General features: G+C 67.9%; 27 protein-coding genes. 15 read left to right on the forward strand and 12 right to left on the reverse strand.

Annotated features, from left to right (window positions below; all coding sequences use genetic code 11):
- Positions 1–155 precede the first annotated feature (155 nt).
- On the reverse strand, positions 156–1,127 hold the full coding sequence (locus LDL21_RS28995) for a helix-turn-helix transcriptional regulator (protein WP_225282575.1): 972 nt from the start codon (positions 1,125–1,127) through the stop codon (positions 156–158).
- A 61-nt stretch (positions 1,128–1,188) separates the two neighbouring features.
- Between LDL21_RS28995 and LDL21_RS29000 the strand changes: the two genes are divergently transcribed.
- The 3 genes from LDL21_RS29000 to LDL21_RS29010 all read left to right on the forward strand — a co-directional run bounded on the left by LDL21_RS29000 (position 1,189) and on the right by LDL21_RS29010 (position 2,930).
- The gene (locus LDL21_RS29000) at positions 1,189–1,680 is read left to right on the forward strand and encodes a pyridoxamine 5'-phosphate oxidase family protein (protein WP_225282576.1); all 492 of its coding nucleotides are present in this window, start codon (positions 1,189–1,191) and stop codon (positions 1,678–1,680) included.
- 138 nt (positions 1,681–1,818) lie between these two features.
- Positions 1,819–2,388, forward strand: a complete 570-nt coding sequence (locus LDL21_RS29005; RefSeq protein ID WP_225282577.1) for a TetR/AcrR family transcriptional regulator — start codon at positions 1,819–1,821, stop codon at positions 2,386–2,388.
- Entirely contained in the window at positions 2,385–2,930 is a 546-nt protein-coding gene (locus LDL21_RS29010) for a hypothetical protein (protein ID WP_225282578.1), read from the forward strand. Before LDL21_RS29005 ends, LDL21_RS29010 begins: the two co-directional genes overlap by 4 nt.
- On the opposite strand, the gene LDL21_RS29015 is transcribed toward LDL21_RS29010, so the two are convergent.
- The 5 genes from LDL21_RS29015 to LDL21_RS29035 are packed head-to-tail and all read right to left on the reverse strand — an operon-like array spanning position 2,920 to position 8,524.
- Complete coding sequence (locus tag LDL21_RS29015) at positions 2,920–4,005, reverse strand: MlaD family protein (RefSeq protein WP_255675718.1); 1,086 nt, start codon at positions 4,003–4,005, stop codon at positions 2,920–2,922. The two genes, LDL21_RS29010 and LDL21_RS29015, sit on opposite strands and share 11 nt — an antisense overlap.
- 2 nt (positions 4,006–4,007) lie before the next feature.
- Positions 4,008–4,814 carry an SDR family NAD(P)-dependent oxidoreductase gene (locus LDL21_RS29020; RefSeq protein WP_225282580.1) on the reverse strand — a complete coding sequence of 269 codons (807 nt, stop codon included), beginning with the start codon at positions 4,812–4,814 and terminating at the stop codon, positions 4,008–4,010.
- A complete protein-coding gene (mhpA, locus tag LDL21_RS29025) occupies positions 4,811–6,463 on the reverse strand; it encodes a bifunctional 3-(3-hydroxy-phenyl)propionate/3-hydroxycinnamic acid hydroxylase MhpA (protein WP_225282581.1) in 1,653 nt (550 codons plus the stop codon). The genes LDL21_RS29020 and mhpA overlap by 4 nt, the downstream gene beginning before the upstream one ends.
- The gene (locus tag LDL21_RS29030) at positions 6,453–7,391 is read right to left on the reverse strand and encodes a fumarylacetoacetate hydrolase family protein (RefSeq protein ID WP_225282582.1); all 939 of its coding nucleotides are present in this window, start codon (positions 7,389–7,391) and stop codon (positions 6,453–6,455) included. The genes mhpA and LDL21_RS29030 overlap by 11 nt, the downstream gene beginning before the upstream one ends.
- The gene (locus LDL21_RS29035) at positions 7,388–8,524 is read right to left on the reverse strand and encodes a VOC family protein (protein ID WP_225282607.1); all 1,137 of its coding nucleotides are present in this window, start codon (positions 8,522–8,524) and stop codon (positions 7,388–7,390) included. The genes LDL21_RS29030 and LDL21_RS29035 overlap by 4 nt, the downstream gene beginning before the upstream one ends.
- 146 nt (positions 8,525–8,670) lie before the next feature.
- Here LDL21_RS29035 and LDL21_RS29040 point away from each other — a divergent pair, with 146 nt between their 5' ends.
- The 8 genes from LDL21_RS29040 to LDL21_RS29075 all read left to right on the forward strand — a co-directional run bounded on the left by LDL21_RS29040 (position 8,671) and on the right by LDL21_RS29075 (position 16,520).
- Positions 8,671–9,318 (forward strand): TetR/AcrR family transcriptional regulator, encoded by a 648-nt coding sequence (locus LDL21_RS29040; RefSeq protein WP_225282583.1) that lies wholly within the window; start codon positions 8,671–8,673, stop codon positions 9,316–9,318.
- A 105-nt stretch (positions 9,319–9,423) separates the two neighbouring features.
- On the forward strand, positions 9,424–10,647 hold the full coding sequence (locus tag LDL21_RS29045; RefSeq protein WP_225282584.1) for a cation:proton antiporter: 1,224 nt from the start codon (positions 9,424–9,426) through the stop codon (positions 10,645–10,647).
- Between the two features lie 27 nt (positions 10,648–10,674).
- Positions 10,675–11,733: an N-acetyl-gamma-glutamyl-phosphate reductase gene (argC, locus tag LDL21_RS29050; RefSeq protein ID WP_181697746.1), complete on the forward strand. Its 1,059-nt coding sequence runs from the start codon at positions 10,675–10,677 to the stop codon at positions 11,731–11,733.
- The gene (gene argJ, locus LDL21_RS29055) at positions 11,730–12,956 is read left to right on the forward strand and encodes a bifunctional glutamate N-acetyltransferase/amino-acid acetyltransferase ArgJ (protein WP_225282585.1); all 1,227 of its coding nucleotides are present in this window, start codon (positions 11,730–11,732) and stop codon (positions 12,954–12,956) included. The genes argC and argJ overlap by 4 nt, the downstream gene beginning before the upstream one ends.
- Complete coding sequence (argB, locus tag LDL21_RS29060; protein ID WP_225282586.1) at positions 12,953–13,858, forward strand: acetylglutamate kinase; 906 nt, start codon at positions 12,953–12,955, stop codon at positions 13,856–13,858. The genes argJ and argB overlap by 4 nt, the downstream gene beginning before the upstream one ends.
- Complete coding sequence (locus tag LDL21_RS29065; protein ID WP_181697749.1) at positions 13,851–15,053, forward strand: acetylornithine transaminase; 1,203 nt, start codon at positions 13,851–13,853, stop codon at positions 15,051–15,053. The genes argB and LDL21_RS29065 overlap by 8 nt, the downstream gene beginning before the upstream one ends.
- Positions 15,050–15,982, forward strand: coding sequence for an ornithine carbamoyltransferase (argF, locus tag LDL21_RS29070; protein ID WP_225282587.1), 933 nt, complete (start codon positions 15,050–15,052; stop codon positions 15,980–15,982). The genes LDL21_RS29065 and argF overlap by 4 nt, the downstream gene beginning before the upstream one ends.
- Positions 15,983–16,016: 34 nt before the next feature.
- Positions 16,017–16,520 (forward strand): arginine repressor, encoded by a 504-nt coding sequence (locus LDL21_RS29075; RefSeq protein ID WP_181697751.1) that lies wholly within the window; start codon positions 16,017–16,019, stop codon positions 16,518–16,520.
- Between the two features lie 3 nt (positions 16,521–16,523).
- Here LDL21_RS29075 and LDL21_RS29080 read toward each other — a convergent pair whose 3' ends face one another.
- From LDL21_RS29080 to LDL21_RS29090, 4 genes are all read right to left on the reverse strand, one after another.
- Complete coding sequence (locus tag LDL21_RS29080; RefSeq protein WP_225282588.1) at positions 16,524–17,324, reverse strand: aldose epimerase family protein; 801 nt, start codon at positions 17,322–17,324, stop codon at positions 16,524–16,526.
- Between the two features lie 57 nt (positions 17,325–17,381).
- Positions 17,382–17,534: a hypothetical protein gene (locus LDL21_RS29085; protein WP_157102182.1), complete on the reverse strand. Its 153-nt coding sequence runs from the start codon at positions 17,532–17,534 to the stop codon at positions 17,382–17,384.
- 136 nt (positions 17,535–17,670) lie between these two features.
- Positions 17,671–17,805 (reverse strand): hypothetical protein, encoded by a 135-nt coding sequence (locus LDL21_RS29930; RefSeq protein ID WP_255284058.1) that lies wholly within the window; start codon positions 17,803–17,805, stop codon positions 17,671–17,673.
- A gap of 21 nt (positions 17,806–17,826) precedes the next feature.
- Complete coding sequence (locus tag LDL21_RS29090; protein WP_166655845.1) at positions 17,827–17,967, reverse strand: hypothetical protein; 141 nt, start codon at positions 17,965–17,967, stop codon at positions 17,827–17,829.
- A 174-nt stretch (positions 17,968–18,141) separates the two neighbouring features.
- On the opposite strand from LDL21_RS29090, the gene LDL21_RS29095 reads away from it, so the two are divergent.
- The 3 genes from LDL21_RS29095 to LDL21_RS29105 all read left to right on the forward strand — a co-directional run bounded on the left by LDL21_RS29095 (position 18,142) and on the right by LDL21_RS29105 (position 21,385).
- Positions 18,142–19,344 carry an argininosuccinate synthase gene (locus LDL21_RS29095; RefSeq protein ID WP_181697753.1) on the forward strand — a complete coding sequence of 401 codons (1,203 nt, stop codon included), beginning with the start codon at positions 18,142–18,144 and terminating at the stop codon, positions 19,342–19,344.
- Between the two features lie 151 nt (positions 19,345–19,495).
- Positions 19,496–20,917: an argininosuccinate lyase gene (gene argH / locus LDL21_RS29100; RefSeq protein WP_067644424.1), complete on the forward strand. Its 1,422-nt coding sequence runs from the start codon at positions 19,496–19,498 to the stop codon at positions 20,915–20,917.
- Between the two features lie 144 nt (positions 20,918–21,061).
- On the forward strand, positions 21,062–21,385 hold the full coding sequence (locus LDL21_RS29105; protein ID WP_181697755.1) for a DMT family transporter: 324 nt from the start codon (positions 21,062–21,064) through the stop codon (positions 21,383–21,385).
- A 33-nt stretch (positions 21,386–21,418) separates the two neighbouring features.
- On the opposite strand, the gene ilvA is transcribed toward LDL21_RS29105, so the two are convergent.
- Together ilvA and LDL21_RS29115 are read right to left on the reverse strand one after the other, a co-directional pair.
- Entirely contained in the window at positions 21,419–22,633 is a 1,215-nt protein-coding gene (gene ilvA, locus LDL21_RS29110) for a threonine ammonia-lyase (protein WP_225282589.1), read from the reverse strand.
- A 117-nt stretch (positions 22,634–22,750) separates the two neighbouring features.
- Positions 22,751–23,929, reverse strand: a complete 1,179-nt coding sequence (locus LDL21_RS29115; protein ID WP_225282590.1) for a serine hydrolase domain-containing protein — start codon at positions 23,927–23,929, stop codon at positions 22,751–22,753.
- 106 nt (positions 23,930–24,035) lie between these two features.
- Here LDL21_RS29115 and LDL21_RS29120 point away from each other — a divergent pair, with 106 nt between their 5' ends.
- The gene (locus LDL21_RS29120; protein ID WP_225282591.1) at positions 24,036–24,758 is read left to right on the forward strand and encodes a GntR family transcriptional regulator; all 723 of its coding nucleotides are present in this window, start codon (positions 24,036–24,038) and stop codon (positions 24,756–24,758) included.
- Positions 24,759–24,766: the final 8 nt, after the last annotated feature.

Raw genomic sequence — 24,766 nt, forward strand, 5'->3', positions numbered from 1 at the left:
GCGGCCCCTGCGGGGCCGCGCGAACAGCGCTCGAGACTCGCGCCTGCGGCGCATGCGCTTCGAGCGCTGTTCGCGCGGCCGGGCCGCTGCGCCGCTTCGCGGCGGACCCTCCTCGAGGTCGGGTCGTGGGGGCTGGGAGTGCGGTCATGGCGGATTTAGGTGGTGCGGTAGCGGGCGGCTATGGCCTCGGTGATCGTCCGTAGGTGGGCGCGGAACTCGGGTGGAGCGAGGACTTCGATGTGGTCGGCCAGGGGGAGTAGGGCGTGGGTCAGTACTTCGTAGGATTCGGAGGGGATGGTGATGTCGGCCCAGCCGTCGGGGGCGGTGGGGCCGAGGGAGGCCAGTGCGGCGTGGACGGCTGCTGGGTCGTTCATGAGGTGCAGGAGGCCGAGGTGCTCGGTGGCGATCCGGCATTGTGCGCTGACTTTCAGCATGGACCGCCCGAAGTCGACCGCTGCTGCCTGCCAGTGGGCAGCGAGGTCGAAATCGGCTGGGCGGTCGAATGTTTCGCCGGTGGGGGCGGCCGTGTCAATTCGGCTTGCGCGGTAGGAGCGGATATCGGAGCGGACGCGCGCGACGAGATACCAGGTGCCCGCCTTCATCACCAGGCCCAATGGGTCGACCGTGCGTTCGACGACGTCGTCACCCCGCCGGTAGGTGATCGCGAGGCGGCGGTCGTGCCAGACGGCGTCGGCGATGGTTGCGAGGGTGGGGGTTTCGTCGGGGCGGTGGAACCAGCCGGGCATATCGATGTGGACGCGTTCGGCGATGCGGGTGGCCCGGCCGCGCAGTTCCGGTGGCAGCGCGGCCAGCATTTTCAGCTGTGCGGTGGCGAGGACGGTGCCGAGGCCGAGGTCGGCGGCGGCGCCCGGTAGGCCGGCCAGCAACACGGCGTCGGCCTCGTCGGAGGTGAGGCCGGTGAGCCGGGTTCGGTATCCGTCGACCAGTCGCACCCCACCGCCGCGCCCGGGTTCGCTGTACACCGGCACGCCCGCCGCCGACAGGGCCTCCACATCCCGGTACACCGTGCGCACCGACACCTCCAGCTCCCGCGCGAGCTCCCCGGCCGTTGCCCCGCCGTTGGCTTGCAGCAGGAGCAGTAGCTGTACCAGCCTGCTCGCTCGCATACTCCGAGGCTAGCCGCGAACCTTGACACAGGATGTCAAGGTTGCGTCGTAGCGTGGGCGTATGACCACTTGGAGCCAGTTCACCGAGGAAGCGCCGCGCATCTGCGAGCTGTTCCTGCGCAGACACCGAGCCACCGGCAATCTGTGCATGCTCGGCACCCTCCGCGCCGACGGATGGCCACGGATCAGCCCGATCGAGCCGATGGTCTTCGAGGACATGCTGGTGCTGGCGGGCATGCCGGACACGCGCAAGTTCGACGACCTCGCCCGCGACCCCCGCTTCTGCCTGCACACCGCAACCGTCGACACCAACGTCACCGAGGGCGACGCCAAACTCTTCGGCACCGTCACCGACCTGAAGGACGAATCCGTCCACGCCCGCTTCGCGCAGAAACTCTTCGACGACAGCGGTTTCGACATCCGCGGCCAGAAATTCGACCACTTCTACATCGCCGACCTCACCAGCGCCTCCACGGTCGAAGTCGCCGACGACCAGCTCGCCATCACCATCTGGAAACCCGGCGAGGGCGAACGAGTCGTCACCAAACGCTGAATCTCGCCACCGACCGCCGCTGGTCAGCCGATCACCACGCGCTGGTAGCGGCATTGTCCGAGAGCCGCCACCACGGCGTGGTGATCGCGCGTCCGACCGACTATGGACTATGGCTGACTGGTCAGTCATTATTAGCCCATGCCGAAGCGAGTGGATGTGGATGCGCGGCGGACCGAAATTCTGGAGGCGGCCGTCCGGGTCTTCGCCAGAAAAGGGTTCGCCGCATCGCGGATCGAGGATGTGGCGGCGGAGGCCGGGGTCGCGAAAGGGAGTGTCTACCTCGCGGTCAGCAGCCGGGAGGAGCTGCTCACCGCCGCGTTCGACCAATACCGTGCGCGCGCGGAACAACAACTCGCCGCGCCAGGAACCGGGCCCGCGTTGGATCGGCTGGCTCAGTTGATCCGGTCGACCGTGGCGATGCTGGCGGCCCACCCGGATTACGCGCGCGTGTTGCTGGACGTGTGGTCGGCCAGGACGCCGTTGGACATGGCGGCTGTCTACGAGGGCTACCGGGCGGCCGTCGCGGAATTGCTGCGCGCGGCCGACGCCGAGGGGCAATTGCGGGCGGGCATCGGCGACGCGCATGCGGCGGTGATCGTCGGCGCCATCGAAGGGTGCCTGGTGCAGTGGCTGGCCGACGACCGCATCGCGCTCACCGATTTGACCGAACCCCTCGTGCAAGTGTGCGTGGAAGGTATCCGGCGATGACGATCACCGACCGGCTGATCGCGCCGGGAGCGACGAGAAGCGAAGCAGCCCTGTGCTATTCGTCCGCGGTCTTCGGTGGGGTGACGGCTGCGCTGCTCGCGCGAAACGCAGGCGGCTCCGCGCTGATCGTCGCGGTGGTCGCCCTGATCGGCTTCGACCTCTTCGGCGGCGCCGTGGTCAATGCGACAGCATCGGCCAAAAACTGGTTCCACCGGCCCGGCCGAACCACCCGCCATCACCTCACGTTCGTCGCCGTCCACGGCCAACCGTTCCTGCTGGCGCTGGTGGTCCCGGGTTTCGGTTGGTGGGTCGCGGCGGCCATCTACAGCCTCGTCCTCGCGGCGGCCGTCGTCGTGCTCTCGGTGCCTGATCAGCTGCGCGTGCCGATCGCCTTCGCCGCCACAGTATTCGGCGTCGCGATCACCACGACAATGCTCACAGTGCCCACCTTCCTGCTCTGGTTCGGCCCGGTACTGCTGATCAAACTCCTCCTCGCGCACCTACAACCCGATACCGCCGCGTCGGTCCAGGCTATTTCGTGATCCCCAGCAATGCGGCCGTGAACCCGTAGTCCGGGCCGAGGTCATGCGAGTTCCCGGAACGGCAACCGTCGGAATGCATCTGGACACGCTCACAGAACAGACTGACCATCTCGCCGGAGAGCGTGGTCCCGATCAATGCGTGTGAGCGGAAGATCTTGCGCTCGGGGTCCATCGCGCCGTCGATGTTCTGCATCAGCAGGGGCGCGATATCGACGATCTCGATCATCGCGCCGGAGTTGGCGCGCAGCTGGTTGGTGACGTTCGTGATTCCGGTCAACGATTCCGACAACGTGTCGGCGTGCTCGCCGAAGGTCGTGGAGGTGTTGGCCAGGAACCCGTTGAGCTGGTCGAGGGTGGCCTGCAGGCCCGGAGCCTGTTCGGCGAGCAGCCCCGACATCTGGGTGACCTGGTTGCTGAAGTCGCGCACCGACTGGTCGTTGTCGGCCAGCATCGTGGTGAGCTCGTTGAGCTTGATGATGATGTTGGAGATCGCGTCCTTGTTGTCGATACCGACCTTCAGGGCCGAGGACAGGGCATCGAGGGTTTCGCGGATCTTCTGGCCGTTGCCGTTGAGTACCGGGTACAGCACCCGGCCCGAGAGCGGGCCGAGCCCTTCCTGGCCCTCTTCGGGCTCGAGTGCGGCGGCGAACTGGTCGATGGTCTTGATCATCGTGTCCAGCTCGACCGGTGTCCTGGTGCGCGCCTTGGGCAGGTGATCACCGGACTCGAGTGCCTCCCCACCGGTGTAGGGCGGGGTGATCTCGATGTGGCGGTCGGTGACGATCGAGGGGGAGATGATCGCGGCGATCGCCTCCTTGGGGATCTTCACCCCCGACTCGATGGTCATGTGGACCTCGACGAAGGTGCCCTTGGGCACGATCCTGCCGACCTTACCCACCGCGATACCGAGGACCATCACGTCGTTGCCCTCGAAGATCCCCGCGATGTTCTCGAAATCCGCAGTGATCTGGGTCGAGCCATCGCGTGCCTGCTCGGCGCCATGTAGCGAACAGCTCGCGATCATTGTCACCGCCGCTGCAGTGAGGAGGAGGCGAAACCGTCTGTTGTGCAGCAGCTTCACGATGCGGTCCTGCCTCCGTACGCCCTGGCCATGGCGGCCTCGATCACCCGGCGTGGCAACAACCGCTGAGCCAGGAACACGACAGGCGCATTGGAGCCGACGGCGTAGAGCGGCAAAGTGTGCTCGGCGTCGATAGCTTCGAGCACGGTGCGGGCGACCTCGTCTGCCGAGATCCCCGTGGCCTCCTTGGCATCGAGGGCGGCGATCGCCGCGGTGAACCGCGCACGGTAAGGGGAGTCGTCGCCCAGGTACTTCGTGCGGCGTCCGGACAGTCCGGTCGCGATGGAGCCGGGTTCGACGGTGGTGATGTCGATGCCGTACGGCTTCAACTCGTAGCGCGTGGCGGTCGCGAAACCTTTGAGGGCGGCTTTGGTCGCGACATAGGACGATCGGTAGGCGAGCGGGAAGCTCGCGAGCATGGACCCGATATTGACGATCTTGCCGCGACCGCGTTCCCGCATCCCCGGCAACAGCAGCTGGATCAGTTCGACCGCACCGAAGACGTTGAGCTGGAACAACCTCTGCACGGCGTCCATCGGCAGCTCTTCGAGCGGTCCACATTGACTCTCCCCGGCGTTGTTGACCAGCACGTCGACGGCTGTGCTGTCGAGTGCGTCGACGAAACGGGCGATCGAGCCACGATCGGTGAGATCCAGATCGCGGTAGTCCACCCCAGGCACGGGATCAGCCACGGTGGAACTGTCACGGCTCGTCCCGAGGACGTGGTAGCCGCGCGCGACCAGGGCGGCGGCCACGGCCCGCCCGATTCCGGAGGACGCTCCGGTGACGATCGCTGTCTTCATGCCGACTCCTGTCCGGCCGAACGAGCGCGAGCGGAAGACTCACCGGCCTGCGAATGATGTGGTCTACGAAGCACTTCGGTCTGCGGGCCGGTTCGACCAGGGTCTGCGGGCGCGGTCGACAGGGTGGGGCAACTCGGTACGCGGGTATGGAGGGAAGAGGCCGAGCGAGAAGCCGCCAGTACGGTTTTATCGGGGCGCACGATCGCGGCGCTCGCTCGTCCACGGCGCAGCCATTCGCCGAGCTCCGACGACGCCGATACCACCAATATCGCTGCACCGCGCCGGTCGAGTTCGGTCCGCTGTTCGCGGGAGATCGGGGCGGTCGCGACGAAGAGGAAACGCCCGGCAGCGATGTCGTCGACCCGCCTGCCACCCTCGACCAGGCAGTTCGGGCACAGCGATCCGGCCAGGTCGAGCGGCCGAAACGCGCGTCGCGCCACGAACATCGACCGGGTCAGTCGCGGTGTGGCGCTGTCGGTCAGCTTGGCTTCGAGGCCGGGAACCCGGCCGAGCACGGGCCACACCCACTCGCAGGCCAGGGCGCGGGTCGTCGCGCCGCACGTCATCGCCCATCCGACGGCGACGGCCAGCGCGATCATGGACCTGACGTGCGGTTCACGCTCGGTTCGATAAGAGTCGAGTGCGGCGTCGGGCAGTGCCGAGCCGAGGACGGCGACCAGCTTCCAGATCAGATTCTGGGCGTCGCGCAGACCCGCGCCCATGCCCTGCCCGATGAACGGCGGGGTGAGATGCGCCGCGTCACCGAGCAGGAAGATCCTGCGGTCCCGCCACCGGTCGACCACCTGGGCGCGAAAGGTGTATCCGGCGGACCGGATCAGCGTCAGGTGGGGATCGCTCACCTCGCGTAGCCAGGGGGACAGGAGCGGCTCGATGGCGTCGAGTGTGGCGAACTGGTCCGCGGACTCGTCGTCACGCAGACGGAACTCCCAGCGGTAGCGGGCGGCGCCGATGCGCATGTACGTCGCGGCCCGTTCCCGGTCGCACACCTGGTGCACGCCATCCCACTGCCCGAGGTCGGCGTCGGTGGCGATGTCGACCACCAGCCACCGCTGTTCCAGACCGAGATCGCGCATGCGTGCACCGATCGATGCGCGCACGACACTGTTGGCGCCATCGCAACCGAGCACGAAATCCGCTGTGACAGTGCGTGTTTCATCGGCTTCTGCAGTGAGGTATCGCACACGGGCGTGCTCGGGTGTGTTCGCCACGTCCAGCACCTCACAGCCGCCCCGCATTAGGGCGCCCGCCGTCGATGCCAGCCGCGACCGCAGCAGGACTTCGAGATCCGGCTGGTCGAACATGTTGGCCGGCGGGAATCCGTGTGGCATCCGGGCGGGATCGCGGTCGAACTCGGCGAGCGTGGCGATGGCGGAGTCGACCAGCCGAAGGCCGCGGCCGGGCCGGGAGATCCCCGCGAACGCGTCGCCCAGACCTAGGTCGGCGAGAATGCGGTACACCTCGTCGTCGAGGTGCACCGCCCGCGGCTGCGGATACACCTTCTCCCAGCGATCGAGGATCAGACACTCGATGCCGTACCGCGCCAACAGCAATGCGGCGGTCATGCCGGTCGGACCCGCACCGACGATCACGACCGGGTAGTGCTCGATCCGGCCTTGCTCAGTGCCCATAACGCACCCTGGTGCGCTGAACGCCGAGGTCGAGCGCGCCGTCCGGTGTCGAGACGGTCAGCTCGAGCACATCGCCGTCGTGCAGGTAGTCCGGGTTCGATGCCTGCTTGGCGAAGAAGATCTTCCACTTGAGCGCGGGCGGGATCAGTGACCCGAGAATCTCGAGGGGTTTGGCGGGGGCCTTCAAGGCGGTTCCGCCCGGGGTACCGGTGAGCAACAGGTCGCCCGGATCCATACGCTGGAAACCGGTCAGGGCGCGCAGGGTTTCGAGTGGGCCGTAGATCATGTCGGCCACCGTGCTGTGCTGGCGCACCCGGCCATTGACGCGCAATGTCAGGCACAGCTCGTCGAATCTGTCGAACTCGCCCGCTTCGAGCAGCAGCAACACCGGGCCGACCGGCGTGAAGGTGGGATAGGACTTACCCTCGTAGAACTGGGTTTTGGGCAGTTGGACGTCGCGGGCGGAGACATCGTCGGTGATGACCAAACCGGCGATGAAGCCCCCGATATTCGACGTGTCGAGTGTGGTGCCGACCGGCAGCGGCGCGCCGATGACGAGCCCGATCTCGATCTCGTAGTCCAGCAACCGCACGTGCGGCGGTTTGACGATGTCGTCCTCCGGACCGCTGATGGATCCGGACGATTTGCGGAAAAATGTCAGCGGAACCGTCTGCGGGTTCATCCCCGAATCCCGCACGTGCGACACGTAATTGGTCATCTGCGCGACCACCCGGCACGGCGCGGTCACCGGGGAGACCAACGCCAGGGTCTCCACCGGCGTGGTGTCGGTGCCGCGGCGTGCCGATTCGATCGCGGCGCGGTCGGCCAGCAGTTCGCCCGTGGTCACAGCCTCGGTGTCGATTCGGGCAGCGCCGTCTGGGGTCAGTACCCACCATGCGTCGTTGGTGCGCACCACGGAAATGCTCATGAGCCGGCTACTTTCAGAAGGCCCCGCAAGCGCTGGGCGTCGAATTCGTTGTCTCGGTTGAGCGAAGAGAAGAGGGAACGCAGTTCCCGCAGCGAGTTGCGGCTCGGTGCGATACCGAGGAAGTCCTTGGTCGCCGGTGGGCCCCACTGCGCCAGCCCCGAGGCCGTCATCGGTGCCCAGCCGGGTTCCAGTGAGCTGTCGAACAGGTCGCCGTCGGTGAAGTGCTCGACGAGGAAACCGTCGGGATCGCGCCAGTAGTCGAAGATCTGACTGCCCTGGATATGTCGTCCGATTCCCCAGGACCGCCGATAGCCACGTGCGGTCAGGAACTCGCCACCGGCCGCGAGCGCGTCGAGGTCGCACACCTGATACGCCGAATGCACGTAACGATCCGAGGGGCCGAGCGTCATGGCGAGGGTGTGATGGTCAGTCGGCGTGTTCCCGCGGTCGCAGCGGATGAAGGCCATCACCGGCCCGCGTGCGCGCTGTCCGTCGAAGTACAGAAAATCGCTCACGATCAGGCCGAGATGCTCCAGATACCAGTTCAGGTTCTCGAGGAAGCGGGTGCGCGAGACCACGACATGGCCGAGCCGCTCGACACGGGCAGGCACCCGCGGTGGTCGCTGCGTCGCGTTGATCCGTGGGGTGGATGCACCGACGTTGAGTGGGTGCGCGGTCTGCCCCGGTAGCTTTGGCAACTGATGCGTGCCCGCCACGACCCGGACGGTCCCGCCACCCGGGTCGTGCAAGGTGACGCCCGTTCCGCCGAGGCTCTCGGGTAGCCGTCGCACTTGATGACCTGTCGCCTCGGCGAGCCTGAGCAGGTCGGACTCCTCGGCGGCCTGGAACGCCGCGCCCGTGAAGTGAGAGCGCTCTGCCTTACGGACGATCACGCACGGCGTGCCTGCCTGCGTGCCGCGCAGGTGTATCTCCGCCGAGCTGCGGTAGGCGACCGAGAACCCGAAGGCCAGCGCGAACGCTTCGGCCCTCAGCAGGTCGGGCTTGCCGAACTCGAGCCAGGCGAGGCCGGCGACCTTGACGATCGGGTTTCCGGCGCGGCCGGGGTGCTCGCCCGGCAGCGCGCCCTGATCGACATGCAAGCCGCGATGTGTGTCGCTGTGGCCTACCGACATCTCGCCTCCTCCTCGGCATCCGCTAGTTCTGACGATATCGTCAACTATGACTATTCGTTCAGTCAAGGGTTCTGAGGAATTCGTCAGATTTGATGGTGGATAAGATCGCGGCAGGCCGAACCACTGTCGGAAGGTGACCAACGACGATGCCCACCGCAGCGAACCGGCTCGAACGCCGCAAAGCTCGCACCCGCTCGGCGCTGATCGCGGCCGGGCAACGCTTTATCGCCGAGGGCAGGCTCAACGCGCCCATCCTCGAGATCACGCAGGCCGCGGACGTGGGAATGGGCTCCTTCTACAACCACTTCGCCAGCCGGGAAGAACTCTTCGTCGCGGCGGTCGACAGCGCGTTGGAGTCGCTCGGCGACTACCTCGACGCACTGACGGCCGACCTCGCCGATCCGGCGGAGATATTCGCCAAGTCGTTCCGTATCGTCGGGCGACTGTTTCGGCTGCAGCCCGACCTCAGCCGGATCCTGATCAACTCCGCCGCCTCGCTGATCGAATCCGACCACGGCCTCGCGCCGCGCGCCGAACGAGACATCGCCGCCGCGACACGCGCGGGACGTTTCGTCGTCGAGGACACCGACCTGGCGATGGCACTGGTGACCGGATCGCTACTCGGCCTCGGACGCCTGCTGCTCCGGCAACCCGACCGGGACTGTGCCGTGACCGTAGACGAAATGACCGTCGGAATCCTTGTCGCACTTGGCCTCTCGCGTAACGATGCCGAGGAGTTGTGCAGTACACCGGTGTCGCTGGATGCCGTGCCCGGCACGGACCGTGACGGCTGACCGGGTGGTGCCACCCCCGTGCTGTCTTGCGCGGGACTCGCGTGGTCGCACGGGGACACAGGCGGTGCCGGGGATCGGGTGGTGGGCTGTGCCACGATGACCCGCATGGAGCTGCTCGCTTCCGCCGGTGCCGACGGGCCGACGCCGATCGTGTCGCTGTTCTGGATCGCGCTGGTCGCGGTGATCGCGCCGGTGGTGTCGCGCCTGCTGCGCGGATATCTGCCCGATGTGGTGATCCTGCTGGTCGCGGGTGCGGTGCTCGGCCCGTACGTGCTCGGGTGGGCGGGCACCGGGGGCGGCGTCGACCTCGTCAGCGAGCTCGGGCTCGGGATGTTGTTCCTGCTGGCGGGCTACGAACTCGACCCGGCGCTGCTGCGGGGGAAGTCTGGGCGAACGGCCTGGCTGGTCTGGCTGGTGTGCCTGGTCTTCGCGTTCGGGATCGTCACCCTGGCCACCGACCGGTCGACGGGCACCCGCATCGCCGTGGCCATCGCGCTCACCTCCACCGCGCTCGGCACGCTCCTGCCGATTCTGAAACAAGCCGGAATCGCCGACTCGCCACTCGGTCGCGCGGTGATGACGCACGGCGCGGTGGGTGAACTCGGGCCCATCGTCGCGATGTCGGTGCTGCTGAGCAGCCGCGACTCCATGTCGGCGCTCGTCACCGTGCTGATGTTCGTGGTCGCGGCGATGCTCGTCGGCCTGATCCCGGTGCGCATGCTCGACCGGATGCCCGACCTCGGATCGGCGCTCGGCCGGCTCGACGGCGGCACCTCGCAGCTCCCGGTGCGCGGGGTCGTGCTGCTACTCCTCGTCCTCATGGTGATCGCCGAGGAATTCGACCTCGACGTGGTACTCGGCGCCTTCGCCGCGGGCATGATCCTGCGTAAACTCATCGCCGCGGGCCACCCCGACGTGGACGCCTCGCTCGAGGCCATCGGCTACGGCCTGCTGATCCCCGTCTTCTTCGTGGTCTCCGGAATGGGTATCGACGTGTCCGCCGTTGCGGGTAACCCGGCGCTGTGGGTGTGGTTCGTGGTCACCATCGCGATCGCACGCGGTCTGCCGGTGTGGCTGAGCGAGCGTTTCGTGTCGCACGGGCTGAACCTTCCCACCGGCCGTGAGCGGGTGCAGTTGGCCCTCTACGCGGCAACCGGTCTGCCGATCATCGTCGCGGTGACGCAGGTCGCGACCCGCACCGGCCTGCTGAGTAGCGAGGTAGCCTCGATACTGGTGGCCGCGGGCGCCACGACGGTGCTGGTGTTCCCGCTGGTCGCGCGCCTGATCGGGGCACGCGCCGCCGAATCGGTCACACCCGCGCATGAATGAGCTTGCATACTCGTGCATAATCATCACATGGTGGAAACGTCCGGAGGACCCGTATTGCGGGTGGCGGTTGCCGGTGCCAGTGGGTACGCCGGTGGCGAGGTGTTGCGTCTGCTGCTCGGCCATCCCGAATACCGAGCCGGGCGCCTCGAGATCGGGGCGCTGACCGCCGGATCCAACGCGGGCACCGCCCTCGGCGCGCTGCAGCCGCAGCTGCTGCCGCTGGCCGACCGGATCCTGCAGGAAACCACCCCCGAAACCCTGGCCGGGCACGACATCGTGTTCCTCGGCCTGCCGCACGGCCAGTCCGGTGCGATCGCCCAGGCACTGCCCGAATCGACGGTCGTCATCGACTGCGGTGCCGACTTCCGGCTCACCGACCCCGCCGCCTGGGAGAAGTACTACGGCAGCGCCCACGCGGGCAGCTGGCCCTACGGTCTGCCCGAACTGCCCGGCGCCCGCGCCCGGCTCGCCGGTGCCCGCCGCATCGCGGTGCCCGGCTGCTACCCGACGGTGTCCAGTGTCGCGCTCGCACCGGCTGTCGCGGCGGGCATCATCGAGCCCACCGTGAACGTCGTCGCGGTGAGCGGCGCCTCCGGCGCGGGCCGCAAACTCGACATCGGCCTGCTCGGTTCCGAGGTGATGGGCAGCGTGCGCGCCTACAGCGTGGCGGGTGCGCACCGGCACACCCCCGAGATCGCGCAGAACCTCAAAGCCGCAGGCGGCGTGGATGTCTCGGTGTCCTTCACGCCGGTGCTCGCGCCGATGCCACGCGGCATTCTCGCCACCTGCACCGCGCCGGTGAAGGTGGATGCCGCCGAGGCCCGGGCGGTCTATGAAAAGGCTTACGCCGACGAACCTTTCGTGCACCTGCTGCCCGAAGGCATGCTGCCGCAGACCGGTTCGGTTCTCGGCTCCAACGCCATCACCCTGCAGGTCGCCGTCGACGCCGACGCGGGCCTGCTCGTGGTGATCGGCGCGATCGACAATCTGACCAAGGGCACCGCGGGCGCCGCGGTGCAATCGATGAATCTGGCCGTCGGTTTCGACGAGACCGCAGGACTTTCCACCGTAGGAGTGGCACCGTGACAACCCCTGATCCGCACGCGCCGGACCACGGCAAACTCATCCACACCCAGGGCGTCACGGCCCCGCTCGGCTTCCGCGCGGCGGGCATCGCGGCGGGCATCAAGGCCAGCGGCAAACCCGACCTCGCGCTGGTGCTCAACGAGGGGCCCGAATACGCGGCGGCGGGCGTGTTCACCCGCAACCAGGTGAAGGCCGCCCCGGTGCTGTGGTCGCAGCAGGTGCTGAAGTCCGGTCACGTGCGCGCGGTCATCCTCAATTCCGGTGGCGCCAACGCCTGCACCGGCCACGGTGGTTTCCAGGACACTCACAAGACCGCCGAGGAACTCGCTGCGGCACTGAGCAATTGGGGCACCGAGACCGGCGCCGGTGAGATCGCGGTCTGCTCCACCGGCCTGATCGGTGACCGGCTGCCGATGGACAAACTCGTCCCCGCGATCACCGAGATCGTGCACGAGATGGGCGGTGGTCTCACCGGCGGCTCCGACGCGGCCCACGCCATCATGACCACCGACACGGTTCCCAAGGAATCGGCCTTCCACCACGAGGACAAGTGGAACGTCGGCGGCATGGCCAAGGGCGCGGGCATGCTCGCCCCCTCACTGGCCACCATGCTCGTCGTGCTCACCACCGACGCGGTGGCCACCCCCGAACAGCTCGACGAGGCGCTGCGCAAGGCCACGAAATACACCTTCGACCGGCTCGACGTCGACGGCTCCTGCTCCACCAACGACACTGTGCTGCTGCTGGCCAACGGTGCGAGCGGCGTCGCCCCATCCCAGGACGACCTCGACGCCGCCGTGTTCACCGTGTGCGACGACCTGGCCGCTCAGCTCATGGCCGACGCCGAGGGCGTCACCAAGCGGGTACGAGTCACCGTCACCGGCGCGGCTACCGAGGACGAGGCACTCACCGTCGCCCGTGCCGTCGCCCGCGACAACCTGGTCAAGACCGCGCTGTTCGGCTCCGACCCGAACTGGGGCCGGGTGCTCGCCGCCGTCGGCATCGCCCCGGTGACCCTCGACCCACATCGGATCGCGGTGTCGTTCAACGGGAATCCGGTCTGTGTCGACAGTGTCGGCGCTCCGGGCGCGCGTGAGGTCGACCTGTCCGGTGCCGATATCGACGTGCTGATCGAGCTCAACGTGGGCGAGGGCACCGCCATGGTGCGCACCACCGACCTCTCGCACGGCTACGTCGAAGAGAACTCGGCGTACAGCTCATGAACGCCGGTGTCCTGCACAGCCTTTCGGCTCTCGACAAGGCGCATGTCCTGGCCGACGCGCTGCCGTGGCTGCAGAAGTTCCGCGACAAGATCGTCGTCGTGAAGTACGGCGGCAACGCCATGATCGACGACGACCTCAAGTCCGCCTTCGCCGCCGACATGGCGTTCCTGCGCACCGTCGGCGTGCACCCCGTTGTCGTGCACGGCGGCGGCCCGCAGATCAATGCCATGCTGAAGAAGCTCGGTATGGAAGGCGAATTCCGTGGCGGCTTCCGCGTCACCACCCCCGAAGTGATGGATGTGGTGCGGATGGTGCTGTTCGGTCAGGTCGGGCGCGAGCTGGTCGGGCTGATCAACGCGCACGGGCCGTACGCGGTCGGCATCTCCGGTGAGGACGCGCACCTGTTCACCGCCACCCGGCGCACCGTCGCCGTCGACGGGGTGGCCACCGATATCGGGCTGGTCGGCGATGTCACCGAGGTCAACCCCGGCGCCGTGCTCGACCTGATCGACGCGGGCCGCATCCCGGTGGTCTCCACCATCGCCCCCGACGCCGACGGCGTAGTGCACAACATCAACGCCGACACCGCCGCGGCCGCGCTGGCCGAGGGCATCGGCGCCGAGAAGCTCGTCGTCCTCACCGATGTCGAGGGCCTCTACACCGACTGGCCGGACCGCTCCTCGCTCACCAGCCGGATCGACGTCGATGCCCTCGCCGAGTTGCTGCCGAGCCTGGACGCGGGCATGGTGCCGAAGATGGAGGCCTGCCTGCGCGCGGTGCGCGGCGGTGTGCCGAGTGCCCACGTCATCGACGGGCGCGTCCCGCATTCGGTACTACTTGAACTGTTCACCGGAGAAGGAATCGGAACCATGGTGACCCCGGGGGAGGCCGAAGATGAGTGAAGTGGCGAAACTGCAGCAGCGGTGGTCGGCCGCGATGATGAACAACTACGGCACCCCCAAGGTGGCGCTGGTGCGCGGCGCCGGGGCGGTGCTCTACGACGCCGACGGCAAACGCTACGTCGATTTCCTCGGTGGTATCGCGGTCAACAGCCTCGGCCACGGGCATCCGGCCATCCTCGAGGCGGTCACCCAGCAGCTCGGCACCCTCGGCCACGTGTCGAACCTGTATGTCAGCGAACCGGTGATCGAGCTGGCCGAGAAGCTGCTCGCCCACTTCGGTGACGGCGAGGGCAAGGCGTTCTTCTGCAACTCCGGCACCGAGGCCAACGAGGCCGCGTTCAAGATCGCGCGGCTCACCGGGCGGTCCAAGATCGTCGCCGCCGAGGAGGCGTTCCACGGGCGGACCATGGGCGCGCTCGCGCTCACCGGTCAGCCGTCGAAGCGGGCGCCGTTCGAGCCGATGCCGCCCGGCGTCGTGCACGTGCCCTACGGTGACGCCGCCGCCCTGGAAGCCGTCGTCGACTCCGACACCGCCGCGGTGTTCCTGGAGCCGATGATGGGGGAGAGCGGTGTGGTCGTCCCGCCGTTCGACTACCTCGCCAAGGCCCGCGAAATCACCTCGCGGGCAGGGGCTTTGCTGATCCTGGACGAGGTGCAGACCGGAATCGGCCGCACCGGAACATTTTTCGCACACCAGGCGGCCGGCATCGTGCCCGACGCGATCACCCTCGCCAAGGGGCTGGGTGGTGGCCTCCCGATCGGTGCCGTGCTGGCGCAGGGACGGGCGGCCGAACTGCTCACTCCCGGCCTGCACGGCACCACCTTCGGGGGCAATCCGGTCTGTGCCGCGGCGGCTCTGGCCGTGCTGCGCACCATCGACTCCGAGGACCTGCTGAGCCATGTGGAATGGGTCGGCAAGAAGCTCAGCGACGGCATCGCCCTGCTCGAGCACCCCGAGATCGACCACGTGCGTGGGGCGGGTCTGCTAATCGGCATCGTGCTGCGCAACGACATCTCCGCCCACGTGGACGAACGGGCGCGCGAGGCGGGATACCTGCTGAATCCCGCCAAGCCCAACGTGATCCGGTTGGCACCGCCCCTGGTGCTCACCGAAACCCAGGCCGACAATTTCGTCGCCGACCTGCCCGAGATCCTCGACAAGGCCGCCGCCGATGCCAAGGGAGCGACCAAGTGACCCTGCGCCATTTCCTGCGCGACGACGACGTGAGCCAGGCCGAACAGGCCGAAATCCTCGCTCTCGCCGCCGAACTCAAGAAGAACCCCTTCGCGCACCGCCCGCTGGACGGCCCGCGCGGAGTCGGGGTGATCTTCGAGAAGAACTCCACCCGCACCCGGTTCTCCTTCGAACTCGGCATCGCCCAGCTCGGCGGGCACGCCGTGGTCGTCGACGGTCGCGACACCCAGCTCGGCCGTGAGGAAACCCTCGGCGACACCGGCAGCGTGCTGTCGCGCTATGTCGACGCCATCGTCTGGCGCACCTTCGAGCAGTCACGGCTGGACGAAATGACCGCCACCGCAACGGTTCCCGTGGTGAACGCGCTGTCCAACGAGTTCCACCCGTGTCAGGTCCTCGCCGATCTGCAGACGATCGCCGAGCGCAAGGGTTCGCTGGCCGGGCTCAATCTCACCTTCTTCGGTGACGGCGCCAACAACATGGCGCACTCGCTGCTGCTCGGTGGTGTCACGGCGGGGATGAACGTGACCGTCGCCGCGCCCGCCGGTTTCGAGCCGCTGCCCTGGATCATGGAGGCCGCCGCCAAGCGTGCCGCCGAAACCGGTGCGACAGTGGCGGTTACGGGCGACCCCGTCAGCGGTGCCACCGGCGCCGATGTGCTCGTCACCGACACCTGGACCTCGATGGGTCAGGAGAACGACGGGCTCGATCGCGTCGGCCCGTTCCGCCCGTTCCAGCTCAACACCGAACTGCTGGCCGCCGCAAACCCGGAAGCGATTGTGCTGCACTGCCTTCCGGCGCACCGTGGCGAGGAGATCACCGACGAGGTGCTCGACGGTTCGCACAGCGTGGTGTGGGACGAAGCCGAGAACCGGCTGCACGCCCAGAAGGCGCTGCTGGTGTGGCTGCTCGCGAAAGCCGCCGCGTGAGACCGCGATCCGGGGCCGACGCGGAGGGCAGGCGATGAGCGCACCCGAGAAGGGCACACCCGCCATCGCCCGCACCCGCGCCGGCCGCCAGTCACGCATCGTCGAATTGCTCTCGGCGCATTCGGTGCGCAGCCAGACCGAACTGGCCGCACTACTGGCCGCCGAGGGCATCGAGACCACCCAGGCCACCCTGTCTCGTGACCTGGACGAACTCGGCGCGGTGAAGCTGCGGGCCGCCGACGGCGGCGCCGGGGTCTACATCGTCCCCGAGGACGGCAGTCCCGTCCGCGGCGTCACCGGCGGCACCGGCCGCCTGTCGAAACTGCTGGCCGACCTGCTCGTCTCCACCGATTTCAGCGGCAACCTCGCCGTCCTGCGCACCCCACCCGGCGCCGCCCACTTCCTGGCCAGCGCCCTCGACCGCGCCGCCCTGCCCTACATCGTCGGCACCATCGCAGGCGACGACACCATCGCCGTCATCGCGCGCGAACCCCTGACCGGCGCCGAACTCGCCGCCAAGATCGAAAGCCTGGCCTGAGGATCAGTCTTCCGACACCTGCCGCCAGGTCCAGTCGACTCGCACATCGAGAGGGTTGCTCGGTGTGACCATCCTCGGCTCGGTGTTCAGGCCGTCCGGTGGTCCGGATTGTGCTTCGACCGAGAGGGATTCCTCCGGCAATGTCCACACGACCACGTCGGTGACGGGGCTGCTGATCGTGAACTCGAGGAATCCCGGCCAGGTGAGGCGGGCACGGACGCCGTCGGGCATGGCGAAGCAGTCGTCCCACGGTGGGGGAGTTGGTGGGATGTGGCGGCCGGTCGGGAGGTAGTCGGGGCCGCGTTCGTACTGCCAGGCCGGGTGGAAGTCGAGTTCGAGTGGGCCGGTCGCGGGGGCGACGTCGCGCAGGAACCACGGATGCCAGCCGCCTTGGGCGGGGAACGGGTCGTGGTCGGTGGTGATGCGCATCGCCAGGGTCAGGCCCGACTCGGTGAGGGTGAAGGTCTGGACGACCGTGCCCGCGAACGGCCACGGCGCCGTCAACCGGCAACGAAGTATCGCCTCGTTCGCTGTCCTGGAAACGACTTCCCACGCACGGTCGCGGACGGTGCCGTGAATGCTGTGCGGCGGATTGTCGATCGGCAACTGGTAGGTGCGATCACCCACGGTGAGCTTGCCGTAGCCGAGCCGGCCTGCCCATGGCGCCATCACGAAACACCCGGTCCCGGGGTCCTGGCGCAGCAGTTCCGTGCCCGCCACGGTGAGGCTGTGGATCGCACCCCCGTCGTCGGGGGCGATGGTGACTGTCGCGGTACCGGCGCTGAGCCGCACGTCGTCGCTCATGCCGGGGACACTATCGGCGCGGGCGCGTCATCCGGCGCAGCCCGCGCCGAGCGAACATCAGTTGAACGGGTAGTCCCCGCCGCCCGCACCACCGTTGTGGCCCGGTGTGGCGACATCGATGATGTCCTGCACCAGCTCGACCACGGCGCGGCCGACATCGAGCACACCGTTGCCGAGCGTCGAGAATTCCTGCGCGATGTAATGAAGCATCTTGTTCGTCCTCACTTCTGGCGGGCCGAATAGTGCTGTCCCAGAGTGCCGTACACCGTGTACGGCGCACTACCCTGCGAGGGTGCTTCCCGATCTCGCACCCTTCAAACCGCCCGCCGAGCCGGTACGACCGCGTTCAGGACGCGAGGAAATTCAGGACGGCCAGGATCAGTGGTGAGCTGAGGTCGAACAGTACGCGGCCCACGTGCAGGCCGACCGCCGCGCCGGGCTCGTAGTTCTCCATGAGAAATTGCAGGATGGCGTCTTCCATGGTGGCCTCCGGTGTCGAGGGTCAGGCGAAGAAATCCTGGAGAATGGGGGTGCTCAGGTCGAACAGGGTCTTGCCGACGGTCAGGGCGAAATTCCCGACGCCGATGACGACGAGCCCGATGAGGTCGTAGTTGGCCTGAGCGAAATCACGTAATTGCTGCATGTTTACTCCTCGACCCCGACTGGATGAGTAGCTACTGTGACCAGCGTCTCACAGATGGTGTCGGCCGTCGAGGAGTCGCACCCCGGTGATGAATGAGCTTGCATCATCGTGCATAATCATTTGCAGCAACGGCGCGAGCCGTCCACAGACACCAGTTCAAGGAGCGCAACAAACATGTCCGATCGCGTCGTACTCGCCTACTCCGGTGGGCTTGACACCTCCGTCGCCATCAGCTGGATCGCGAAGGAGACCGGTTCCGAGGTCGTGGCCGTCGCCATCGACCTGGGCCAGGGCGGCGAGGACATGAACGTGGTGCGCCAGCGAGCCCTGGACTGCGGCGCCGTGGAGGCCATCGTGGTCGACGCGCGCGACGAGTTCGCCGACGAATACTGCCTGCCCACCATCCAGGCCAACGCCATGTACATGGGCCAGTACCCGCTGGTCTCGGCCATCAGCCGCCCGCTGATCGTCAAGCACCTCGTCGAGGCCGCCAAGTTCCACAACGCCACCACCGTGTCGCACGGCTGCACCGGCAAGGGCAACGACCAGGTCCGCTTCGAGGTCGGCATCGGCGCGCTCGCGCCCGATCTGGAGGTCATCGCCCCGGTCCGCGACTACGCCTGGACCCGCGAGAAGGCCATCGCCTTCGCCGAGGAGAACAAGCTCCCGATCAACGTCACCAAGAAGTCGCCGTTCTCGATCGACCAGAACGTGTGGGGCCGCGCGGTCGAGACCGGGTTCCTCGAGGACCTGTGGAACGCGCCGACCAAGGACGTCTACGACTACACCGCCGACCCGACGGTGAACTTCGAGGCCCCCGACGAGGTCATCATCACCTTCGACAAGGGTGTGCCGGTCGCGATCGACGGCCGCCAGGTCACCGTGCTGCAGGCCATCGAGGAGATGAACACCCGCGCCGGTCGCCAGGGCGTGGGCCGCCTCGACATGGTCGAGGACCGCCTCGTCGGCATCAAGAGCCGCGAGATCTACGAGGCACCGGGCGCCATCGCGCTGATCACCGCGCACCAGGCGCTGGAGAACGTCACCGTCGAGCGCGAGCTGGGCCGGTACAAGCGTCAGGTCGAGCAGCGCTGGGCCGAGCTGGCCTACGACGGCCTGTGGTACTCCCCGCTCAAGCGTGCACTCGACGCGTTCGTCCAGGACACCCAGCAGAACGTCTCCGGCGACATCCGGATGGTGCTGCACGGCGGTTCCGCCGTGGTCAACGGCCGCCGCTCCGAGCAGTCGCTCTACGACTTCAACCTGGCCACCTACGACGAGGGCGACACCTTCGACCAGTCCCTGGCCAAGGGCTTCGTCCAGATCCACGGCCTGTCCTCCAAGGTCGCGGCACGGCGAGACCTCAACCAGAAGTAGTTCAAGGCTCCGACTGATTTCGCGCGAACATGGGTAACTCACCGGGTACGCCCAGAACCGCTGTGGTCCATGACGTGAGCCCGGTGTAGAACCCAGCGACCTCCCCGCGACCGGCAAAAGTCGCGGGGAGGCGGACAGGAGACGGCAGACGATGACCGACGGCGGCAGCACGAACACCGGGGCGCTCTGGGGTGGGCGCTTCGCGTCCGGGCCCGCCGAGGCGATGGCGGCGCTGAGCAAGTCGACGCACTTCGACTGGGCGCTGGCGCCCTACGACATCCGCGCCTCGCAGGCGCACGCCCGGGTGCTGCACAAGGCGGGGCTGCTGTCCGACGAGGATCTGTCCGGCATGCTGGCCGGGCTGGACGCGCTGGCCGCCGACGTGGCCTCGGGGGCATTCGGGCCCGCCGATTCCGACGAGGACGTGCACGGCGCGCTGGAGCGGGGGCTGATCGAGCGGGTCGGTACCGAGCTCGGTGGCAGGCTGCGGGCGGGCCGGTCGCGAAACGACCAGGTGGCCACCCTGTTCCGCATGTGGCTGCGTGACGGTGTGCGTCGCGTGGCCGCTGGTGTGCTCGACGTGGTCGACGCGCTCGTCGCCCAAGCCGCCGCGCACCCGGACGCGGTGATGCCGGGCAAGACTCACCTGCAGGCCGCCCAGCCCGTACTGCTGGCCCATCACCTGCTCGCCCACGCGCACCCGCTGCTGCGCGACCTGGAACGCCTGCGCGACTTCGACAAGCGTGCCGCGATCTCGCCCTACGGTTCGGGCGCGCTCGCCGGCTCCTCGCTCGGTCTCGATCCCGAGCAGATCGCCGCGGAACTGAATTTCACTGCCTCGGCGGCCAATTCGATCGACGCCACCTCTTCGCGTGACTTCGCCGCGGAGGCTGCGTTCGTCCTCGCCATGATCGGTGTCGACTTGAGCCGCATGGCCGAGGAGATCATCCTCTGGAGCACACCGGAATTCGGCTACGTCACCCTCGCCGACGCCTGGTCCACCGGCTCGTCGATCATGCCGCAGAAGAAGAACCCCGACGTCTCGGAACTCACCCGTGGCAAGGCGGGCCGTTTGATCGGCAACCTGACCGGCCTGCTCGCCACCTTGAAAGCCCAACCGCTGGCGTACAACCGGGACCTGCAGGAGGACAAGGAACCCCTGTTCGACTCGGTCGCTCAGCTCGAACTGCTGCTGCCCGCCATCGCCGGCCTCGTCGGCACCCTCACCTTCCACACCGACCGCATGGCCGAACTCGCCCCCGCCGGTTTCACGCTCGCCACCGACATCGCGGAATGGATGGTGCGCCAAGGTGTTCCGTTCCGTGTGGCCCACGAGGCGGCCGGTGCGTGCGTGCGCGCCGCCGAGGCCCGCGGTGTGGGCCTCGACGAACTCACCGACGAGGAATTCGCCGCGATCGACCCCTCGTTGACCGCCGGTGTGCGCGAAGTACTCACCGTCCCCGGCTCGATCGCCTCCCGCAACGCGCGTGGTGGCACCGCGGGCGTCCGCGTCGCCGAGCAACTCGACGAGGTTCGCGAGAACGCCGACGAAGCCCGCGCCTGGCTGAACTGACCAGCCAGCCGCGCAGACATCCCGAGGGCGGCTCGGATCGGTTGCGCGACTGACAGTTCGCCGCCGACCGCGCACCTTCACGCGGTTCGGATGCGCTGGAGATGTCCCTGACCGGTCGAGCACGGCGCCCGTTAGTCTGCCGCCATGACCCTGCTCTTGCTGGCGCTGGCCATCGCATCCGAGGTGACCGCGACCGTTTCGCTGAAACTGTCGGAAGGATTCACCAAACCGGCGCCGTCGGTGGTGGTCGTGCTCGGATACGGTGCGGCCTTCTACTTCCTGTCCCAGGTGTTGAAGCGGGGGATGGGTATCGGTGTCGCGTACGGGATCTGGTCTGCCGTCGGGGTGGCCGCCATCGCCCTGATCGGTGTGCTGTTCCTGGGTGAGCGGCTGTCACTGGTGCAGGTCGGTGGAATCGGCTTGGTCATTCTCGGCGTGCTGGCACTGGAACTCGGTGGCGCGCATTGACATCGGACGGCGCCGACGCGAATCCCGCTCGGCTCACAACTCGGCGCGGACCCGGAATCCCGCGTCGCGCAGTGCGTCCAGCACGTCGTCGCGGTGCGCGGGTCCCCGCATCTCCACGGTGAGTGACACCTCCACCTCGTCGACCGCGAGCCACGTCCCGGTCCTCGAGTGGACGACGTCGACCACACTCGCCCCGGCCTTGCCGACCACTCCGAGTAGCGCGGACAACGCGCCCGGTCGGTCCGAGATGGTCACGCGCATCGCCAGATAGCGCCCGGCCGCGCTCAGACCGTGATTGATCACCCGGGTGAGCAACAGTGGGTCGATGTTTCCGCCGGACAGGATCACCACGATCGGCCCCGGCAGGTCACGCAATTCGGGGCCGAGTAAGGCGGCGACCCCCGCCGCACCCGCCGGTTCGACAATGAGTTTGGCCCGTTCCAGGCACAGCAGCAAGGCCTTGGACAGCGATTCCTCGTCGACGGTGACGATCCGCGACACCAGTTTCGACACATGACCGAACGGCACCGCGCCCGGCATCCCCACCGCGATCCCGTCCGCCATCGTCGACATCCGCGACGCCCGAATGGGCGTGCCTGCCCGCAGCGAATCCGGCCACGCCGCCGCCTCCGCCGCCTGCACACCGATCACGCCCACCTGCGGCGCGAGCTGATTCATCGCGATGGCCACGCCCGCGAGCAACCCGCCGCCGCCGGTCGGAACCACCACGGTCCGCACGTCCGGCACCTGCTCGAGAATTTCCAGAGCGACACTCGCCTGTCCGGCCACGATGTCGGGATGATCGAACGGATGGATCAGCGTAGCTCCGGTTCGCTCCGCGAATTCCTTTGCCGCCACGAGCGATTCGTCGATCGTCTCGCCGACCTGATGCACTTCCGCCCCGTAGGCCCGGGTGGCGACCAGCTTCGGCAACGACGCCCCGATCGGCATGAACACCGTCGAGGTGATTCCCAGCTCCGCTGCCGACCACGCCACCCCCTGCGCGTGATTGCCCGCGCTCGCCGCCACCACCCCGCGAGCCCGTTCCGCGGGCGACAGATTCGCGATCCGGTTGTACGCGCCCCGCGGCTTGAACGACCCGGTTCGCTGCAAATTCTCACACTTCAACCACACCGGCACCCCGGCCCGTTCCGACAGCACCCGCGACCCGACCACCGGCGTCCGCCGCACCACCGCCCCCACCACCCGCGCCGCGGCCTCCACCTGCCCGAACTCAACGCTCTCCATCGCCCCATCGTGCCAGCCGCCGCCTCCCCACGGACCTGGACGCGCGATCACCACGCTCTGGTGGCGTTTGCCACTCGGGCGATGCCGCCACCGAAGCGTGGTGATCGACTGACCGGGTCAGGCGCGGAGGGCGGCCTTGGCGATGTTGTGGGCGATGGTGCCGAGGCGGGTGAGGCGAGCGTCGCCGAGGGGCGTGAGTTTGCCGCCGAGCCGGTTGGTGACGAAGGCGAGGGACAGACCGGTTTCCGGGTCGGCGAAGGCGCCGGAGCCGCCGAGACCGAAGTGGCCGAAGGCCGAGATCGGCTCGGCCCGTGAGGGTTTCATCGGCACGCCGTGGTAGCCCATCGCCCACGGGATGCGGAAGGCGAGCACATAGTCGGGGGTGAAGACCTGCCGGGTGGCGGCGCGGCGAATCGTGTCGGGGGACAGGATACGGGTGCCGCCGAGTTCGCCGCCGTTGGCCAGGGCGCCGTAGACGCGGGCCAGAGCCCGGGCGGAGAAGACACCGTTGACGCCGGGCATCACCGCGTCGTGCACGCGCGGGTCGACGATGAGGTCGGCGAAACCGCGCGGGGTGGTTTCGGCCGCCGCCGCGAATCGGGTGCGGGTGAGCAGGTCGGAACCGCGCTCCCAATCCATGCCTGCGGCGGTGAGGCGGGGGAAGGTGGTGGCGATGCGATGACGTTCCCCGGCGGGCACGCGGAACCAGAGTTCCTCCGCGTCGAGAGGTTCGGCGAGTTCGGTGCGAACCACGTCGACGAATTCGCGACCAGTGACGCGCTGCACCAGCTCGGCGGCCAGGTGCCCGTAGCTGATTCCGTGGTAACCACTGGTGACGAGATGACGCGGGTCCGGGGTGGCGGCGGCGAGCGCGGCGGTGACCGCCTTGTCGTCGAGGAAGGTGTCGATCGGCCCGGAGATCAGGCCGCGCAATCGGTGCAGCCCGGCTCGGTGGGTGAGCACGTCGCGGACCGTGATGCGGCCCTTGCCCGCCGCCGCGAACTCGGGCCAGTATTCGGCGACCGGGGTGTCGTAGTCGAGCTCGCCACGCTCGGCGAGCTGGTGAATCACCGTGGACGCCACGCCTTTTCCGGTGGAGAAGGCCAGCGCCACCGAGTCCGCCGTCCACGGCACACCCGGGCGCGCGTACCCGGCCCAGACATCGACCACCGGTTCGCCGTGCAGGTACACGCACAGCGCGCCACCCCCGTGCGAAGGCTTACGGAACAATTGATCGAACACGGTGACCAGACGGACGAAACGGCGATCCACCGACTGCGCTGTCGAAACTCCCATCATCCGAGCATGCCAAATCACCCATGGGACCGGTCGGTACGGTGATCTTTTCCTGACCGTCACATCCGGCAGCGTGGGCGCAATACTCGGGTCATAGCGTGCACGCATGTCCTCGAGACGACGATCGGCGCTGCTCGCGAGGCTTGTGGTGGACGAACCCGGTAGGCCACAGGTGATCCTGGGCGAACTGCGCCGCGTGATCCTCGACGGTGCCGTCCCGCCGTGCACCGTGATCCCGCTGCGCGAGGTGGCCGTACTGTTCGGGGTGAGTCACATCCCGGTGCGCGAAGCGCTGAAAACCCTGATCGGGGAGGGGCTGGTCACCCACCGCCCGCAGCGCGGGTACCAGGTCGCGCAGCTGACGGCGCGTGAACTACGGGAGATGTACATCGTGCGCGACACCCTGGAATCGGCCTCGCTCGCCGCGGCCGCGCTGTCGGCGGACGACGCCGAACGCGCCGAACTGCTCGCCGTGAACGACCTGCTCGAGCAGGCGATCCTCGACGACGACCCGGCGGCGTATCAGCGCCAGTCACGCTGTTTTCACGTGGCGCTGACCCGCCCGTCGCGCATGTTCCGCCTGTTGCAGATGCTCGAATCCGCCTGGAATGTCACCGAACCCGTGCAATCGATGGTGCACATCGACCGCGCCGACCGTGAGCTCCTGCACACCGACCACCTCGCGATGCTCGACGCCTTCCTCGCCCGAGATGTGGCCCGTCTGCTCGTCACGGCCGAAGAGCACCATCGACGACTCGAATCGGTGATCGCGACCCTTCCCACCGACACCGGTCTGCTCGCGCCGGAGAATATATCTTCGGCGCAATAGCGGCGAAA

Origin of the sequence: Nocardia rosealba, assembly GCF_020216065.1 — a bacterium.
GTDB lineage: Bacteria > Actinomycetota > Actinomycetes > Mycobacteriales > Mycobacteriaceae > Nocardia > Nocardia rosealba.

Excerpts from the sequence above, each read along its gene's own strand:
- LDL21_RS29000 (WP_225282576.1), top strand. The coding sequence starts at position 1,189 with ATGACCACTTGGAGCCAGTTCACCGAGGAAGCGCCGCGCATCTGCGAG.
- LDL21_RS29930 (WP_255284058.1), bottom strand. The coding sequence starts at position 17,805 with ATGGAAGACGCCATCCTGCAATTTCTCATGGAGAACTACGAGCCCGGC.
- LDL21_RS29005 (WP_225282577.1), top strand. The coding sequence starts at position 1,819 with ATGCCGAAGCGAGTGGATGTGGATGCGCGGCGGACCGAAATTCTGGAG.
- LDL21_RS29095 (WP_181697753.1), top strand. The coding sequence starts at position 18,142 with ATGTCCGATCGCGTCGTACTCGCCTACTCCGGTGGGCTTGACACCTCC.
- LDL21_RS29020 (WP_225282580.1), bottom strand. The coding sequence starts at position 4,814 with ATGAAGACAGCGATCGTCACCGGAGCGTCCTCCGGAATCGGGCGGGCC.
- LDL21_RS29105 (WP_181697755.1), top strand. The coding sequence starts at position 21,062 with ATGACCCTGCTCTTGCTGGCGCTGGCCATCGCATCCGAGGTGACCGCG.
- argC (WP_181697746.1), top strand. The coding sequence starts at position 10,675 with ATGGTGGAAACGTCCGGAGGACCCGTATTGCGGGTGGCGGTTGCCGGT.
- LDL21_RS29010 (WP_225282578.1), top strand. The coding sequence starts at position 2,385 with ATGACGATCACCGACCGGCTGATCGCGCCGGGAGCGACGAGAAGCGAA.
- ilvA (WP_225282589.1), bottom strand. The coding sequence starts at position 22,633 with ATGGAGAGCGTTGAGTTCGGGCAGGTGGAGGCCGCGGCGCGGGTGGTG.
- LDL21_RS29065 (WP_181697749.1), top strand. The coding sequence starts at position 13,851 with ATGAGTGAAGTGGCGAAACTGCAGCAGCGGTGGTCGGCCGCGATGATG.
- LDL21_RS29085 (WP_157102182.1), bottom strand. The coding sequence starts at position 17,534 with ATGCTTCATTACATCGCGCAGGAATTCTCGACGCTCGGCAACGGTGTG.
- LDL21_RS29090 (WP_166655845.1), bottom strand. The coding sequence starts at position 17,967 with ATGCAGCAATTACGTGATTTCGCTCAGGCCAACTACGACCTCATCGGG.
- LDL21_RS28995 (WP_225282575.1), bottom strand. The coding sequence starts at position 1,127 with ATGCGAGCGAGCAGGCTGGTACAGCTACTGCTCCTGCTGCAAGCCAAC.
- mhpA (WP_225282581.1), bottom strand. The coding sequence starts at position 6,463 with ATGGGCACTGAGCAAGGCCGGATCGAGCACTACCCGGTCGTGATCGTC.
- argH (WP_067644424.1), top strand. The coding sequence starts at position 19,496 with ATGACCGACGGCGGCAGCACGAACACCGGGGCGCTCTGGGGTGGGCGC.
- LDL21_RS29115 (WP_225282590.1), bottom strand. The coding sequence starts at position 23,929 with ATGGGAGTTTCGACAGCGCAGTCGGTGGATCGCCGTTTCGTCCGTCTG.
- LDL21_RS29040 (WP_225282583.1), top strand. The coding sequence starts at position 8,671 with ATGCCCACCGCAGCGAACCGGCTCGAACGCCGCAAAGCTCGCACCCGC.
- LDL21_RS29030 (WP_225282582.1), bottom strand. The coding sequence starts at position 7,391 with ATGAGCATTTCCGTGGTGCGCACCAACGACGCATGGTGGGTACTGACC.
- argB (WP_225282586.1), top strand. The coding sequence starts at position 12,953 with ATGAACGCCGGTGTCCTGCACAGCCTTTCGGCTCTCGACAAGGCGCAT.
- LDL21_RS29075 (WP_181697751.1), top strand. The coding sequence starts at position 16,017 with ATGAGCGCACCCGAGAAGGGCACACCCGCCATCGCCCGCACCCGCGCC.
- LDL21_RS29045 (WP_225282584.1), top strand. The coding sequence starts at position 9,424 with ATGGAGCTGCTCGCTTCCGCCGGTGCCGACGGGCCGACGCCGATCGTG.
- LDL21_RS29035 (WP_225282607.1), bottom strand. The coding sequence starts at position 8,524 with ATGTCGGTAGGCCACAGCGACACACATCGCGGCTTGCATGTCGATCAG.
- LDL21_RS29080 (WP_225282588.1), bottom strand. The coding sequence starts at position 17,324 with ATGAGCGACGACGTGCGGCTCAGCGCCGGTACCGCGACAGTCACCATC.
- LDL21_RS29120 (WP_225282591.1), top strand. The coding sequence starts at position 24,036 with ATGTCCTCGAGACGACGATCGGCGCTGCTCGCGAGGCTTGTGGTGGAC.